Source organism: Erythrobacter sanguineus (assembly GCF_900143235.1).
Classification (GTDB): Bacteria; Pseudomonadota; Alphaproteobacteria; order Sphingomonadales; family Sphingomonadaceae; genus Erythrobacter; species Erythrobacter sanguineus.
Window position 1 is genome coordinate 1 of the sequence record NZ_FRDF01000020.1, and the last position, 14,613, is coordinate 14,613.

Consider the following 14,613-nt stretch of genomic DNA (forward strand, 5'->3'; position numbering starts at 1 on the left):
GCTGGAAAACTACTTCTTGCCCGGTGACCTCGAGGCCCAGATCGAGGCCTTCGTCGAGCACTACAACCACCAGCGTTATCACGAAGCGCTGTCCAACGTGACGCCCGCCGACGCCTACCTCGGCAGGGCGGCTTCCATCCTCAATCAGCGTGAAAGGATCAAGCGACACACCATCGAACATCGGCGCTTGCAACACTGCAAGCTCGCCGCCTAAAACCAACCCCCAGACGAGGTCCGCACTCCGCTAATCTACGCCGCAAGTTGTGCCAAATGTTCTGACGACGGACAGCCCGCCCCCGACACGGTCTAGATTTTGCCTCGCTTCACGCATCTACCCAATCGGACACCGTGTCTAGGAAGGCCTGATCATCAGCTGCCTGTTCGCTATTTGCCGCGGCAAGAGATTGCCGGTGCGCCTCGCCCTTAAAGCTTGCCGCGCGCACATCAGGCACCCAAATTTGGATAGGCTTTAGGCCCATGCTCCGCAGACGCGTGCGATAGGCGTGCACTCTGGAGCGAGATGAACGCGTGGCTGATGTTGACGTCGGCATGTCCGCCTCCAGACCTTGGTTACACATAGCGCCCTTTTGCGATTGGCGCCATAGCCGCGTTCGGCACATGAGCCACCCAATCGCGGGCCACTCTGAGCGGGGCCGAGCACTTTGGGCTCGTGAATTTTGCCCGGTGAACCCTGAGGTGGGCGTGTCATTGGGCGGTGGTTTAGCCAAGTGCACCTTGCTCAACTTGGAGCAAGGTTGCCGCCGCCCGACTGGTCCCGCTAGGGTGCCGCTAGCCATAATCGATAGGAGGCCACCACTCGTGGCCGAGTTGCTGCGTCAGGCCCTCTTCCGGCTATCCTGGCCCACGCCGGCAATACACCAGAACTGCGCGCGCCGCGCCCGAGCTGGAAAGTAGTGGGATTTGTCTTGTGCAGTGGCGGGCAGCTCAGAAGGGGGCAGTCGGCCTCGAGACCTCAGCTCAGCGCAATATCCGGCGCGTCTTCCTGCTTCATCCCGATCACGTGATAGCCGGCATCGACATGATGCGTCTCGCCCGTCACGCCTGATGCAAGGTCGGACAGCAGGTATAGCCCCGCGCCCCCGACGTCATCGATGGTGACATTGCGGCGCAGCGGCGCGTTGAGCTCATTCCACTTGAGGATATAGCGGAAATCGCCGATCCCGCTGGCAGCCAGCGTCTTGATCGGCCCGGCGCTGATCGCGTTGACCCGGATGTTCTTCGGCCCGAGGTCATTGGCGAGATATTTGACGCTGGTTTCCAGCGCCGCCTTGGCCACGCCCATCACGTTGTAATGCGGCACCACCTTTTCCGCGCCATAATAGCTCAGCGTCAGGATTGCGCCGCCGCTTTCGGGCATCATCGCGGCTGCGCGCTGGGTGATCGCGACCAGCGAATAGGCCGAGATGTTCATCGTCATCAGGAAATTGTCGAGACTGGTGTCGACATATTGGCCGCGCAATTCGTTCTTGTCGGAATAGCCGATCGCGTGGACCACGAAATCGAGGCTGTCCCAGCGGCTCTTGAGCGCGGCGAAGGCGGCATCGAGCGATTCCATGCTCGACACGTCGCATTCGAAGGTGAAATCGCTGCCCAGCTGCTGCGCCAGCGGGATCACCCGCTTGGCCAGCGCTTCGCCCTGATAGGAAAAGGCAAGGCTGGCCCCGTGCTCGGCCAGCCTTTTTGCAATGCCCCAGGCCAGGGACTTGTCGTTCGCAAGCCCCATGATCAGCCCGCGCTTGCCTGCCATCAAACCGTCCATTTACGCCTTCTCCTCGCTTGGCTCGCCCTTCGGCGCCTGCTTGTGCGCCAGTGCCGCATTCAATTCCGCGCCGATAACCAGCCCCAGCCCGACGAGCCAGAAAAACAGCAATGTGATCATGCTTCCGGCAAGGCTGCCATAGGTCAGATCATAGGTGAAGAAGCGCCGCAGCACCACCGGCAGCGCGGCGGCCACGGCCAGCCACCACAGCGCGGTGAACAGCGCGCCGGGCCATTTGGGGTAGTCTGGCTTGCGGTATTCGTTCGGCGTCAGGGTGAAGAACAGCACATAGAGCGAACCGGCCAGGCCCAGCGCCGGGACGATGCGCGAAAGGCGCAGCGTGCCGATCGCCTCGCCCAGCTGCGGGATCACCGCGAGGATCACCTGCTGCGCCGCGCCGATCACCACCTGCGCGAACAGCGACAGCATCAGCAGCACGACCGCACCCAGCGTGAATCCGGCGGAAAGCAGGCGCGTCTTCCAGAACGCATGGGCGGCATCCGTGCCATAGGCCCGGCGCAGGATGTCGCGGATGGTCTCGATCAGGCTGGAGAAAGTCCACAGCCCCACCCCTGCCCCCAGCCACAACAGCCAGCCCGAACGCGCCCGGATCACGTCGTCGGCGACCGGCTCGATCACCGAAGCGACCGCAGGTGGCAATGCGCGGGTGACGGCGTCGATGATGCCTTCGGCATTCTCGCGCCCGCCGATCAGTTCGAACAGCGCCGCGCCAAGGATGAAGAACGGGAAAATTGCCAGCATCGACAGGTAGGCAAGGTTGCCGGCGTGGATGAAACCATCCTTGAAGGTGCCGACCGCCACCTGCCGCACCACCTGCCAGATGCGGACGAACGCATCCCGGCTGACAAACGGCGGGGAGAGGTGCGCGCGCATCGCGAAAATCCGTCCGCCGCCCGGCCCCTACAGGCCGAACTTCTCCCGCGGGCGGGCCGTATCGACCCAGCCTTCAAGCCGTTGTTCAAGCGCGGCCATGTCGACCGGCAGCTGGATTTCCAGCGTCACCAGCTGATCGCCGCGGGCCTGCGCGCCATCGGCGGTCTTGTCCCCGGACTTTTTCGTCCAGCCCTTGCCCGCCAGCCGCAGCACCGTGCCGCCACTGGTGCCGGGCTTGATTGTCAGCATCACCGGGCCATCGACCGTCGGGCATTTGACCTTGGCCCCGCGCACGGCCTCATCCAGCGTGATTGGCAGGTCCATGCGGATATTGTCGCCATCGCGCCGGAAAAAGGGGTGCGTGCCAACCTCGACCATCACGATCCCGTCGCCCGGACCGCCCGGGCCGGGGTGGCCCTTGTCCTTGAGGCGCATCATCGTGCCGTCCTCGACCCCGGCGGGCAGTTTCAGGTTGATCGCCTTGCCATCGGCCAGCGTGATGCGCTGGTCGCGTCCGGCGGCGGCTTCGACAAAAGGCACCGCCAGCCGGTACTGGATATCCGGCCCGCGCTTGGGCGGGGGCGGCGGGGGCTGCTTGCCGAAGGGCCGCCGCGGCGGCGGCTGTTGCTGGCGCGCGCGGCCGCCGAACAGGCCTTCGAACAGATCGCCCAGATCAACATCGTCAGGGCTGAATCCGCCGAATTCGCTTTCGCGGTAACCGCCGGGGCCAGCGCCATAGGTGCCGCCGCGGCCATAGGGGCCGCGCCCGCCCATCCCGGCAAAGGGGTTGGCAGGATTGCCCTCGGCATCGATTTCGCCGCGGTCGAACTGCGCCCGCTTGGCCTTGTCCGACAAGAGATCATAGGCGCGGGTGGCATCGGAGAATTTCTCCGCCGCGTTGGGATTGTCCTTGTTGCGATCGGGGTGCAGCTCCTTGGCGAGCTTGCGATAGGCGCTCTTGATGTCCGCTTCGGAAGCGGTGCGGGCAATGCCAAGCGTGCTGTAGGGATCGCGCATGGTGCGTTAGCTAGGTGCAACAGGGGCAAGTGGCAAGCCGCGAGCGGACCGATCGGTCAGGCGAAATTCACCATTTGCGGCTTCAGCGCGGCGCGCTGCCCCCAATCACCGCCCGTTTCACCGCTCTTTCCTACTCGCGGCCATTGGGGCATCACCGTTGCGCAAGCCCAGCCCCTTGCCTAGGGGGAGGGCAATTGGGGGAGGAAGACACGGGCGCGGGAACAACTTTGCCGGGCGGGCGGTTTTTGCGCTTCTGGACAGTGTCTCATGTGTCTCCAACATCAGCTTCAAAGGCACGAATATGAACGAATTGAGCACCCCCGCACCCGATGACGCCGCACTTGATGATGCCCAGCTCGCCGACAGCGTGATTCCGGCGGGCAGCGATCCCTTTGCGTTGTTCGATGAGTGGTTTGCCGATGCGAAGGCTGCCGAGATCAACGATCCCAATGCCATGGCGCTGGCCACCGCCACGGCTGACGCTGCGCCGTCGGTGCGGATGGTGCTGCTGAAGGGCCACGGCGCGGGCGAGGCCGCAGGCGGCGGCTTCACCTTCTTCACCAATGCCGAAAGCCGGAAAGGGGCGCATATCCGCGCCAACATGCAGGCCGCATTGCTGTTTCACTGGAAAAGCCTGCGCCGCCAGATCCGCATCGAAGGCCCGCTGAACGAGGTAACGCCCGAGGCCGCCGACGCCTATTTCCACTCGCGCCCGTTCAAAAGCCAGGTCGGCAGCGCGGCGTCCGATCAGTCGCGCCCGCTGCCGGGTCGCCAGACCTATCTCGACCGGGTGCAGGAATTGTGGGGCGCGCATGAAAGCGAAGGCAAGGTGCCGCGCCCGCCGCACTGGACCGGGTTCACGCTGTCGCCCCGGCGGATCGAGTTCTGGATCGACCGTGACAACCGGCTGCACGACCGCCGCGAGTTCCTGCGCGCCAGTGCCGAGGGGTCGTGGTCGGATACGTTGCTCTATCCTTGAGGACTGCCCCGATGCCTCAACCCATTCCCTATTGGCACGTCGATGCCTTCAGCGCGCAGCCGTTCGGCGGCAATCAGGCGGCGGTGATGGTGCTGGAGGAATGGCTGGCTGATGATGTGCTGGTGGCGATCGCGGCGGAGAACCTGTTCGCCGAAACCGCCTTCGTGGTGCGCGATGCCACTGGTGAGGCCGATTGGGAGCTGCGCTGGTGCACGCCGACCTATGAAATCGCGCTGTGCGGCCATGCCACCTTGGCGAGCGGGCATGTGCTGCTGACCCGTGATGCCGCAGGACAGGCGCTGCAAAGGGTGACGTTTCGCACCCGCCAATCAGGCGTGCTTGAGGTGGTCAGGGCGGGGGAAGATTACGAGCTGGCGCTTCCCGCAATCGCGACCGCGCCCGATGCCCGCGCCAATCAGGCCGAGGCGATCCGGCTGCTGGGGGCAGAGCCGCTGGAAATCCACCGCTCTGAACTCGGCTACAACATCTACCTGCTGACAAGCGAAGCGGCGGTGCGCGGTCTTGCACCCGACATTCGCGGGCTGGAGAAGCTGGGCAAGGACCAGTTCATCGTCACCGCTCCCGGCACCGCCACCGACATTGTCAGCCGGGTGTTCGTGCCCGGCGGCGGGGTGGATGAAGACAGCGTTACCGGATCGGCCCATGCGGCGCTGACGCCATATTGGGCGAAGCGGCTGGGGCGGACCAGTTTCACCGCGCATCAGGCGAGCAAGCGCGGCGGCGATCTTGCCTTGCGGCTTGATGGAGACCGGGCGTGGCTCGGCGGGCGTTGCGTGACCGTGGTCGAGGGGGTGTTCCACCTCTGATCGGTCGCGCAGCAGCCGCGAGGGCGACCGCCCGCCGGATGGCGTGCGGAAAATCAGGACTCGGGGTAAAGCTCCAGCACGTCTGCCGCCTGCTGGAGCATGGGCGGGCGCTGCGCACTGTCCGAATGGCCGAGCCGTACCAGCGTGACGCGCTGCTCGGGCGAGACGAGGACATATTGCCCCATGTGGCCGATGAGCGAAAACAGGCTTTGCGGCGCGCGCGACGGGAACAGCGGGTGCTGACCCGGCTCGGCACCCGGGATCGGACGGTTGAGCCAGGTCTGGAAGCCATAATGCGGACTGGCCGGGCTGGGGGTCACCATCGCTTCGACCCAGCGTTGCGGCACCAGTTGCTCGCCGCCGGGCGCGCGGCCCTTCAGCCGCAGCATCTCGCCCAGCTTGGCCCAGTCGCGCGCCGTGGCGTGCATCAGACTGCCGCCGATGAGCGTGCCCGCGGCGTCGAATTCGGGCACCATCGAAGCCATGCCGAGGGGGGCAAACAGGCGTTGCTGCAAGTAGTCCGCCACCGCCTTGCGCCGGGTTTCGGGATCGGTGCTGTCGGTCAGCGCGCGCGCGGCAATATCGGCGAGGATCACACTGGTGTTGGAGGAATATTCGAACATCTCGCCCGGATCGGCCTCAAGCGGTTGCTCCTTCGCCCACCTGGCCATGTCGTCGCGCCCGTCGAGGAACAGCATCCTGACCTCGCTGCTCTCGTAAGGCGGATCGCCCGCCTCGGTGTGGCGCAGCCCGCTGCGCATCTGGAGCAGGTGGCGCAAGGTGATCTCGGCCCGCGGATCGCCGGGGCGCTGCCACAGGGAAACGGGGGCGGGTTCATCCAAGGCGAGCAGGCCGTCGGCGACCAGCATCCCGATCAGCACGCCGGTGACAGTCTTGGCCATCGACCAGCTGACAAACCGGGTGTCGGCATCATAGCCAGGGCCATAGCGTTCAGCGGCGAGCTTACCATCGGCCATCACCACCACGGCGCGGGTCTCGCCAACTCCCGGCGCCGTGAACAGATCGTCGATCGCCTGTGCGAGCTGATCCTTAGGCGCGCCCGCATCATTGGTCACGGCGGCGAGGGCGGTTTCCCACAGCGGGGTCTCGGCCGGCGTCACGGCGCCGCACCCGGCGATTACGAGCAGGGCTGGCAGGAGCAGGGCTGGCGCGAGCAGGGGCGCATGGTTATGGAGGCGGGCAACATGGGTCATCGCGCCCTCAATTCCCGATGCAAAAGAGCTTGGCAATGGCGAAATCCTCCACCCCATCCCCTTCCCGCCGTCCGCGCTACGGTTTGTGGCTGCTGGCGCTCGTCGCGCTGGCGCTGGGCGGGGCGGCGTGGGCGTTTCGTGAACCGATCAATGGCTATGGCAGCATCGCGTCTGCCTATTCGGCGCGGGTCGCCTGTTCATGCCGCTTCGTCGCCGGTCGCAGCCTTGAAGACTGCACCAAGGACAAGCTGGGCGGGATGGAGGCGGTTACCCTCGCCGAGAATGTCGAGGCGAAAAGCGTCACCGCGCGTTTTCCGCTGGTGGCCGAAGCTACCGCGACCTGGCGCGAAGGCTATGGCTGCGTGCTGGAGCCGTGGGAGGAGTAAGCCCGCCCTCGGGGCTTTACGCCTCCACCTTCTCTGTCGAATCGATCCAGCCGCCGCCGACCACCCGCTCTCCAGCATAGATCACCGCCGCCTGCCCCGGCGCCACGCCAAATTCGGGCGCGGCAAAGCGGATCGTGGTTGCCGCGCCATCTCCCAGTGGCCCGTCGAGCGTAATTGGCACCGGCTTGGCGAGGCTCCTGACCTTGGCGGTAAGGGGTTCGTCCGGAAGCGCGCCGATGCGGTTGGTCTCGGTCAGGTGCGCGGCGTTCACCGCCAGCATCCGCTTTGGCCCGACCCGCACTTCGCGTGCCGCCGCATCGAGGCCGATCACATAGAGCGGCTCGGGCTGGCCGCCGATCTCCAGCCCCTTGCGCTGGCCCACGGTGAAGTGGACGATGCCCTTGTGCTGGCCGAGCACCGCGCCGGTCGCGGCATGGACGATCGCGCCGGGCGCTGCGCCTTCGGGTCGCACCTTGGTGACGATCTTGGCGTAGTTGCCGTCCGGCACAAAGCAGATGTCCTGACTATCGGGCTTGGCCGCATTGCGCAGCCCCGCAGCCTCCGCCAGTTCGCGCACCTGCGGCTTGGGCATCCCGCCGAGCGGAAAGCGCAGGTAATCAAGCTGGGCCTCGGTGGTGCCGTAAAGAAAATAGGACTGGTCGCGCGCCGGATCGAAGGCGCGGTGCAGTTGCGGGCCGTCCGCGGTCATCACCCGCCGGACATAATGTCCGGTCGCAAGGCAATCCGCCCCCAACTCGCGTGCCATGCGGAACAGGTCGGTGAACTTCGGCCCCATGTTGCAGCGGATGCAGGGCACCGGCGTGCGTCCGGCGAGATATTCGTCGGCGAACTGTTCGACCACCTCCTCGCGGAAGGCGCTTTCATGGTCGAAGACGTAATGCGCGATGCCCAGCCTGTCGGCCACGGCGCGCGCGTCGCGGATATCGTCGCCCGCGCAGCACGCGCCCTTGCGGCCCGTCGCCGCGCCGTAATCGTAAAGCTGCAGCGTGATGCCGATCACTTCGGCCCCGCTCGCATGGGCAAGCGCGGCGACCACCGAGGAATCGACCCCGCCGCTCATCGCCACGACGATGCGGCAGTCGGCTGCCGGACGGGGCAGATCGAACAGGGCGGCGGCATCGGGCCCGGTAAGCGGGCCGGCCTTGAGGAGCGTTGGCGTATCCATGGAAACGGCGCGCGATATAGCGATCCTGCCCCGGATTCACCAGCCCCGCGATGCTTGCCAGAGTTCATGTGCAGCCCGGACTATTCCTAAGCTTGGGTAAATGGCGGTTTTACCCGATCTTGACGAGCGGGCCCTATGACAGGGTGTGATGTTCGAAAAAGCGAATCCCTTTTCTGTCCCGCTCCCCCCTGCGCTTGGCGGTCGCCGCGTCGAGGATGGCCCACGCGCGCGCCATGCCGTGTCCGGTGCTGCGGGAGAGCGAGCCGAATCGCGTCCGGCGCGCCGCGCCAGCGATGCACTCAGAGCCGTCGAATGGAGCGAGATCACCGCCCGGCTCAAGGCGGCGCGCGATCTGCGGCTGTTGATGCTGCACGAATCCCAAGGCCGGATCGATGCGGTCGCTGCCAGCTTTGGCGATGCCGCTGCGAGCTATTTTGCGATGATCGAGGATGACGAACGCGTCGTTAACCCTGATGCTTTAGAAGCCTCTAAAGCCTTCGGTGACATGGATGCGACACACGTGGACGACCGTTACGACCGGATATCGGAGGGCGACACCGCCAATCTGATGGAAGCGCCCGGAGGCGATGCGAGAGAAATACAATGATTGAGAACCAGGACATCCGCCCCGTACAGGTAATCGGCCCGCTCGGCGAGCCGCTGACCCTTGCCGACCTGCCTTCCCCCGAAACCAAGCGCTGGGTTGTGCGGCGCAAGGCCGAGGTCGTGGCTGCGGTCAGTGGCGGTCTGCTGACGCTTGACGAAGCGCTCGCCCGCTATGGCCTGACGCTTGAGGAATTCGCATCGTGGCAGCGCGCGGTAGACCGTTCGGGCATGCACGGCCTGCGCGTCACCAAGATCCAGCATTACCGCGATCTCTACCAGCGTCAGTTGAAATACTGAGCCGCCAGTTCCGCCCAGCGATTCGCTTCCGGGCACCAAAACCATTAGAATCCTCCGATGAAGGCGGGGCGATCAGGAGTCTCGCCACAAGCGGAGGAATATCATGGGATGGATTATCGCACTGATTGTGGGCGGCCTTGCGGGCTGGCTCGCCAGTCTGGTGATGAACCGCGATGCCTCGATGGGCATCTTCTGGAATATCGTGGTTGGTTGCGTCGGCTCGGTGGTTGGCAACGTCATTGTTGGCCCTTTGCTCGGGATTAGCGGCAGCGTTCAGGAATTCTCGATCACGGGACTGGTGGTCGCTGTGTTGGGCGCGGTCGTGCTGCTTGGCGTGGTCAACCTGATCCAGCGCGGAAGGGTGCGCTGAAGCCTGCCTGCGTAAAGCTGCCGGGAACCGGCGGGCGCGTCCTTCGTCTAGGCTCAAAGTCACCTGTCGATGCAGGCATTGCCCCCAAGGGCAACGCGGCGTATCAGGCGTTGCGCTTGGTGACTTATATGGATAATACACTCCGGAGCCGATCAATCCGCGCGTGCGAACGGCTGCGACGAGGGAACGCGAATGAATTACGAGACCACGATCCGGGCCGAGGCGGCTGACGGGGTGACCACCGAATATGCCGGTGCGCACACGCTGGCGGCCCCGCGCATCCCGCGCTGGCTGCTTCTGGGCGGTGGCGGCCTGTTCGCGCTGCTGTTGGCGATTGCCGCCTGGTTTGCGCTTGCCGGCGGAGAGCCGGTGGCCGTGGGTGACGACAATTCGCAGGCTCCGGTGGTCACCGTGATCACGCCGGGCACGACCACCGTGGCCGGCCAGATCGAAGCGCCCGGCACCATTGCCGCGCGTCGTCCGATGCCCGTGGGTGCCGTCGGCGAAGGCGGTCAGGTGCTGCGCGTCACCGTTGATGCAGGCGACTGGGTGCAGCAGGGACAGGTGCTGGCGGTGATCGATCGCAGCGTGCAGATCCAGCAGGCCGAAGCGCAGGCCGCGCAGATCGAGGTCGCCCGTGCAGATGCCGATATTGCCCAGGCCAATCTCGACCGTGCGCTGCAGCTGGTCGAGCGCGGCTTCATTTCAAAGGCCGATGTCGACCGCCTGACCGCCACCCGCGATGCGGCGGCGGCGCGGGTCAAGGTGGCCGAGGCGCAGCTGCGCGAACTGCGCGCGCGCAATGACCGGCTGAACGTGTTGTCGCCTGCCTCAGGCTATGTGCTGCAACGCAATGTCGAGCCGGGTCAGACCGTCGGTGGCGGGACCGGCGCGCTGTTCACCATTGCCAGCGGGGGCGAGATGGAAATGCTCGCCCAGCTGAGTGAAGATCAGCTCGCCAGCCTCTCGGTCGGCACTTTCGCCAGCATCGTTCCGACCGGATCGGACAAGACCTTTACCGGCCAGATCTGGCAGCTTTCCCCGGTGATCGACCAGACCAGTCGGCAGGGCACGGCGCGCATTGCGCTGCCCTTCGCGCCGCAGCTGCGCCCCGGCGGCTTTGCCACCGCGCGCATCGACAGCGGCAGCTACACTGCCACCGTGCTGCCCGAAAGCGCCGTGCTGGCCGATGAAGAAGGCGGCTTCGTCTATGTCGTGGGGGAGGATAACAAGGCCATGCGCCGCGCGGTCAAGACCGGCGCGGTGACCAAGCAGGGCATTGCGATTACGCAAGGCCTTTCGGGCAACGAACGCATCGTGCTGCGCGCTGGCGGCTTTCTCAACCCGGGCGAGACGGTCAACCCGCAACCGCAGAAGAAGTAATCGACCATCCCGACGCGCCCGGAGCACGTATCTGACGTGACGATAAGCTAGAGACGCGAGAAGCAGGCAGGATTATCATGAGCTTACGCAACATCTCGGCCTGGTCGATCCGCAATCCGGTGATCCCGCTGGTGTTCTTCACCGGCCTGCTGTTCGCCGGGATCGTCAGTTTTCTGCGGATGGACGTGACGCAGAACCCCGACGTTGATTTTCCCGCGGTGATCGTCAGCATTGCCCAGCCGGGCGCCGCCCCGACCGAGATCGAGAACCAGATCACCCAGCGGGTCGAGGCGGCATTGCGTTCCATTAATGGTGTGAACTCGCTGCAATCAACCGCGCGGGAAGGCAGTTCGAGCACGGTGGTCGAATTCGAGATCGGTATCGACCTCATCGAGGCGGTGAACGAGGTCGAAACCGCGGTTAGCGGCGTGCGCGCGAGCTTGCCCGACGGCATTCTCGAACCGCAGGTGCGCAAGATCAACGTCGTGGGCGAACCGATTGGCTATGTCGCGGTCGAGGCTGACGACATGACGATCGAGCAGTTGAGCTGGTTCATCGATGACACGGTCGCCAAACGCCTGCTGAAGATCGAAGGCATGGCCGAAGTGCAGCGGTTCGGCGGGGTTGACCGCGAGATCGAGGTGATTCTCGATCCGGCGCGGATGCAATCCTTCGGCGTCACCGCATCGCAGATCAACGCCGCGCTGCGGCAGACCAATCTTGATGCGGCAGGTGGCCTTGCCGAAATTGGCGGCACCCGTCAGTCGCTCCGCGTGCTGGGCAATTCGGACGATGCCTATGCGCTTTCGCAAACCCAGGTCCAGCTCGGCGGCGGACGGACGGTGCGGCTCGCCGATGTCGCGACCGTGCGCGATGGCTATTCCGAACGCACTTCGATCAGCGAAGTCAACGGCAAGGAAGTGGTGAACTTCCTGATGAACCGTGCGCGCGGATCGTCCGACCTTGCAGTCTATGACGCCGCGCTCGCGGAGATGGACAAGATCGAGGCCGAAATTGACGGCGTCAAGTTCATCAAGCTGTCGACCAGCACCGCCTATACGCGCGGCCAGTACGAATCATCGATCTGGGCGCTGGTCGAAGGCGCGGTGCTGGCGGTGGTCGTGGTGTTCGTGTTCCTGCGTGATTGGCGCGCGACCTTCATCAGTGCGGTCGCCATTCCGCTGTCGGCGATCCCGACCTTCTGGTTCATGGACCTGCTTGGGTTCAACCTCAATTTCCTCTCGCTGCTGGCGCTGGCGCTGGTGGCCGGCGTGCTGGTCGATGACGCGATCGTCGAGATCGAGAATATCGTGCGGCATATGCGCATGGGCAAAACCGCCTATCAGGCAAGCATCGATGCTGCCGATGAGATCGGCCTGCCGGTGGTCGCCACGAGTTTCTGCATTGTCGCGGTGTTCCTGCCGGTTGGCCTGATGCCGGGCGTCTCGGGCCAGTTTTTCCAGAACTTCGGCATCACCGTGGTCATCGCGGTGCTCATGTCGCTGGCGGTCGCGCGCATGATCACGCCTTTGATGGCGGCCTATTTCCTCAAGGCCAAGGGGCAGGCCGGACATGGCGAAGGCCCGCTGATCGACGGCTATATGCAGGTGCTGGCATGGACGCTCGATACCGGCAAGATGGCCGTGCGCCGGGCGGGCCTTGCCGGGCCGCAGCGCCGTTATCTCTATCTCCCCGCTCTGCTGCTGACCGTGATCGTGCTGTTGATCGTGCCTGCGGTCACCATGTTCGAGCTGTTCAGCGGCGCGGTGACAGGCGCGTGGAAGGGCCTGATCGGGCTTGAGGTGCACAAGCAGATCGCCGCTGCGGTTTCGAGCGATACGAGCACCTTCGCCAACAAGCTGGTGTCGAAGATTTTCGAAACCGTGCTGGTGCTGTTTGTGTCCGGCCTGTCTTTCCTTGCCGGCTGGCTCACCTTCAAGCTCATCGAACTTCCAGCCGGGGGCAGCAGCCGGTTTGCGCAGGGCAACCGCTGGCTGACCGCGCGTTTTTATGATCACCGCGTATGGATGCTTGGCATCGGCTGGTTCTCGCTGCTGGTGACAATCATGCTGTTTGCGCAGATTCCCGGCCAGTTCCAGCCCACCATCGATGACGAGAACAGCCGCGTCGAGATCGAGATGGTGCCCGGCACCACCCTGGCGGAAACCAAGCGGATCGTGAACACCGTGGCCGAACGGCTGCGTTCGGAGCCGGAGGTCGAGCGTCTGCTTGAACGCATTCGCCAGGGCGACAGCTCCTCAATCTTCGTCAAGCTACGCGATGACCGGAAGCGCAGCTCGATTGAGTTCGAGCGCGAACTTGCCCCTGAGCTTGCCAAGATTCCCGATGCCCGCGTGCGGTTCCAGTCGCAGAGCGGGGGCTTCGGTTCGGGCCGCGACATGACCGTCATGCTTGCAGGCTCCGATCCTGAAATGCTCGATCAGACCGCGACCCGGCTGGTCGAACAGATGAAGGGACTCAGGACACTGGTCGCCCCGCGCATCAGTGCCGACCTGAGGCGCCCGGAGATCATCATCACCCCGCGTGACAAGATCGCCGCCGAACTGGGCGTGACCACGGCCGCGCTGTCGCAGACGATCCGCATCGCGACGTTGGGCGAGATCGAGCAGAACGCGGCGCGATTCTCGCTGTCCGACCGCCAGATCCCGATCGTGGTCCGCCTCTCGGAAGAAGCGCGCACCGATTTCCGCACCATCGAAAACCTGCCGGTGCCCACTAATAATGGCGGCTCGGTGCCATTGAGCCGGGTGGCGGAGATCAGCTTCGGTTCCGGCCCGACCGCGATCCAGCGCTATAACCAGAACCGGCGCGTGCTGGTCGGCGCCGATCTCGCTGCGGGCGTATTGAAGGGCGAGGCACAGGCGCAGATCGACGCGCTGCCGGTGTTGCAGGATCTCCCCACCGGGGTGATCCGTGAAGTGGTCGGCGAGGAGGAATGGCAGGCCGAACTGGTGCAGAACCTGATCATCGCGATCATCTCTGGCGTGCTCTTGGTGTTTGCGGTGCTGGTGCTGCTCTACAAGCGGTTGATGAGCCCGCTGGTCAACATGACCTCGCTGGCGCTCGCACCGCTGGGCGGCGTGCTGTTGATCTGGCTGCTGGGCCAGCCGAATTCGATGCCGGTCTATATTGGTATTCTGCTGCTGCTGGGTATCGTGTCGAAGAACTCGATCCTGCTGATTGACTTCGCGATCGAGGAGATGGCCAAGGGCGTGCCCAAGCTCGAGGCGATTCTTGATGCGGGCCACAAGCGTGCCCAACCAATCGTGATGACCACCGTGGCGATGACTGCGGGGATGGTGCCGGTGGCGATCTCGCTGAGCGGTGACGGGGCGTGGCGCCAGCCGATGGGCATTGTGGTGATCGGAGGCCTGATCCTTTCGACCTTGCTCACCTTGCTGATTGTGCCGGCAGGTTTCAGTCTGGCTGACGGCTTCGAAAAGCGCGTCGGGCCGTGGCTGCGCGAACGGATGCTGACCTACAAGCCGGGCGATGACACGCGTCCGCATGGTGAGGGTGAGCCTGATTTGCCCTTCCCCGGCCTGCCCGGCAACGCCAAGCCCATTCCGGCGCGGCGCCTGCCCCCGGGCGCCGAACCGGCGGAATGAGCGACAAAAGCGTGACGCGGTGGCCCCGGACGGTATAAAACCGAC

General features: G+C 64.8%; 15 protein-coding genes. 9 read left to right on the plus strand and 6 right to left on the minus strand.

The genetic code is table 11. The annotated features are described in order from the left end of the window. Positions 1–214 (plus strand): integrase core domain-containing protein (locus BUA05_RS14080; protein ID WP_143150330.1); only part of this gene is annotated, 214 nt, incomplete at its 5' end. A gap of 109 nt (positions 215–323) precedes the next feature. Here BUA05_RS14080 and BUA05_RS15075 read toward each other — a convergent pair. From BUA05_RS15075 to BUA05_RS14105, 4 genes are all read right to left on the minus strand, one after another. Continuing rightward, positions 324–797: an antitoxin MazE family protein gene (locus tag BUA05_RS15075; RefSeq protein WP_342742096.1), complete on the minus strand. Its 474-nt coding sequence runs from the start codon at positions 795–797 to the stop codon at positions 324–326. A gap of 176 nt (positions 798–973) precedes the next feature. Beyond that, positions 974–1,780 (minus strand): enoyl-ACP reductase FabI, encoded by an 807-nt coding sequence (fabI, locus tag BUA05_RS14095; protein ID WP_072675655.1) that lies wholly within the window; start codon positions 1,778–1,780, stop codon positions 974–976. Continuing rightward, positions 1,781–2,674 (minus strand): YihY/virulence factor BrkB family protein, encoded by an 894-nt coding sequence (locus BUA05_RS14100; RefSeq protein WP_072675656.1) that lies wholly within the window; start codon positions 2,672–2,674, stop codon positions 1,781–1,783. A 27-nt stretch (positions 2,675–2,701) separates the two neighbouring features. Continuing rightward, entirely contained in the window at positions 2,702–3,691 is a 990-nt protein-coding gene (locus BUA05_RS14105; RefSeq protein ID WP_072675657.1) for a DnaJ C-terminal domain-containing protein, read from the minus strand. 301 nt (positions 3,692–3,992) lie between these two features. Between BUA05_RS14105 and pdxH the strand changes: the two genes are divergently transcribed. Then, the gene (gene pdxH, locus BUA05_RS14110; RefSeq protein ID WP_084662751.1) at positions 3,993–4,670 is read left to right on the plus strand and encodes a pyridoxamine 5'-phosphate oxidase; all 678 of its coding nucleotides are present in this window, start codon (positions 3,993–3,995) and stop codon (positions 4,668–4,670) included. An 11-nt stretch (positions 4,671–4,681) separates the two neighbouring features. After that, on the plus strand, positions 4,682–5,497 hold the full coding sequence (locus BUA05_RS14115; protein WP_072675658.1) for a PhzF family phenazine biosynthesis protein: 816 nt from the start codon (positions 4,682–4,684) through the stop codon (positions 5,495–5,497). Positions 5,498–5,550: 53 nt separating this feature from the next. Here BUA05_RS14115 and BUA05_RS14120 read toward each other — a convergent pair whose 3' ends face one another. After that, positions 5,551–6,711 carry a serine hydrolase domain-containing protein gene (locus BUA05_RS14120; RefSeq protein WP_072675659.1) on the minus strand — a complete coding sequence of 387 codons (1,161 nt, stop codon included), beginning with the start codon at positions 6,709–6,711 and terminating at the stop codon, positions 5,551–5,553. Positions 6,712–6,746: 35 nt separating this feature from the next. Between BUA05_RS14120 and BUA05_RS14125 the strand changes: the two genes are divergently transcribed. Then, positions 6,747–7,097, plus strand: a complete 351-nt coding sequence (locus BUA05_RS14125) for a hypothetical protein (RefSeq protein ID WP_178139191.1) — start codon at positions 6,747–6,749, stop codon at positions 7,095–7,097. Between the two features lie 16 nt (positions 7,098–7,113). Here the strand turns inward: BUA05_RS14125 and mnmA are convergent, their stop codons facing one another. After that, positions 7,114–8,283 (minus strand): tRNA 2-thiouridine(34) synthase MnmA, encoded by a 1,170-nt coding sequence (gene mnmA / locus BUA05_RS14130; RefSeq protein WP_072675660.1) that lies wholly within the window; start codon positions 8,281–8,283, stop codon positions 7,114–7,116. A gap of 148 nt (positions 8,284–8,431) precedes the next feature. Here mnmA and BUA05_RS14135 point away from each other — a divergent pair, with 148 nt between their 5' ends. The 5 genes from BUA05_RS14135 to BUA05_RS14155 all read left to right on the plus strand — a co-directional run bounded on the left by BUA05_RS14135 (position 8,432) and on the right by BUA05_RS14155 (position 14,568). After that, the gene (locus BUA05_RS14135; RefSeq protein WP_072675661.1) at positions 8,432–8,890 is read left to right on the plus strand and encodes a hypothetical protein; all 459 of its coding nucleotides are present in this window, start codon (positions 8,432–8,434) and stop codon (positions 8,888–8,890) included. Continuing rightward, positions 8,887–9,186, plus strand: a complete 300-nt coding sequence (sciP, locus tag BUA05_RS14140; protein WP_072675662.1) for a CtrA inhibitor SciP — start codon at positions 8,887–8,889, stop codon at positions 9,184–9,186. The genes BUA05_RS14135 and sciP overlap by 4 nt, the downstream gene beginning before the upstream one ends. A 103-nt stretch (positions 9,187–9,289) precedes the next feature. After that, the gene (locus tag BUA05_RS14145) at positions 9,290–9,556 is read left to right on the plus strand and encodes a GlsB/YeaQ/YmgE family stress response membrane protein (protein ID WP_072675663.1); all 267 of its coding nucleotides are present in this window, start codon (positions 9,290–9,292) and stop codon (positions 9,554–9,556) included. Positions 9,557–9,748: 192 nt separating this feature from the next. Next, positions 9,749–10,939, plus strand: coding sequence for an efflux RND transporter periplasmic adaptor subunit (locus BUA05_RS14150; RefSeq protein WP_072675664.1), 1,191 nt, complete (start codon positions 9,749–9,751; stop codon positions 10,937–10,939). A 77-nt stretch (positions 10,940–11,016) separates the two neighbouring features. Continuing rightward, a complete protein-coding gene (locus BUA05_RS14155; protein WP_072675665.1) occupies positions 11,017–14,568 on the plus strand; it encodes an efflux RND transporter permease subunit in 3,552 nt (1,183 codons plus the stop codon). Positions 14,569–14,613 lie beyond the last annotated feature (45 nt).

Bases quoted from the DNA above. Each gene is read 5' to 3' on its own strand.
- BUA05_RS15075 (WP_342742096.1), bottom strand. From the start codon at position 797: ATGGCTAGCGGCACCCTAGCGGGACCAGTCGGGCGGCGGCAACCTTGC.
- fabI (WP_072675655.1), bottom strand. From the start codon at position 1,780: ATGGACGGTTTGATGGCAGGCAAGCGCGGGCTGATCATGGGGCTTGCG.
- BUA05_RS14100 (WP_072675656.1), bottom strand. From the start codon at position 2,674: ATGCGCGCGCACCTCTCCCCGCCGTTTGTCAGCCGGGATGCGTTCGTC.
- BUA05_RS14105 (WP_072675657.1), bottom strand. From the start codon at position 3,691: ATGCGCGATCCCTACAGCACGCTTGGCATTGCCCGCACCGCTTCCGAA.
- pdxH (WP_084662751.1), top strand. From the start codon at position 3,993: ATGAACGAATTGAGCACCCCCGCACCCGATGACGCCGCACTTGATGAT.
- BUA05_RS14115 (WP_072675658.1), top strand. From the start codon at position 4,682: ATGCCTCAACCCATTCCCTATTGGCACGTCGATGCCTTCAGCGCGCAG.
- BUA05_RS14120 (WP_072675659.1), bottom strand. From the start codon at position 6,711: ATGACCCATGTTGCCCGCCTCCATAACCATGCGCCCCTGCTCGCGCCA.
- BUA05_RS14125 (WP_178139191.1), top strand. From the start codon at position 6,747: ATGGCGAAATCCTCCACCCCATCCCCTTCCCGCCGTCCGCGCTACGGT.
- mnmA (WP_072675660.1), bottom strand. From the start codon at position 8,283: ATGGATACGCCAACGCTCCTCAAGGCCGGCCCGCTTACCGGGCCCGAT.
- BUA05_RS14135 (WP_072675661.1), top strand. From the start codon at position 8,432: ATGTTCGAAAAAGCGAATCCCTTTTCTGTCCCGCTCCCCCCTGCGCTT.
- sciP (WP_072675662.1), top strand. From the start codon at position 8,887: ATGATTGAGAACCAGGACATCCGCCCCGTACAGGTAATCGGCCCGCTC.
- BUA05_RS14145 (WP_072675663.1), top strand. From the start codon at position 9,290: ATGGGATGGATTATCGCACTGATTGTGGGCGGCCTTGCGGGCTGGCTC.
- BUA05_RS14150 (WP_072675664.1), top strand. From the start codon at position 9,749: ATGAATTACGAGACCACGATCCGGGCCGAGGCGGCTGACGGGGTGACC.
- BUA05_RS14155 (WP_072675665.1), top strand. From the start codon at position 11,017: ATGAGCTTACGCAACATCTCGGCCTGGTCGATCCGCAATCCGGTGATC.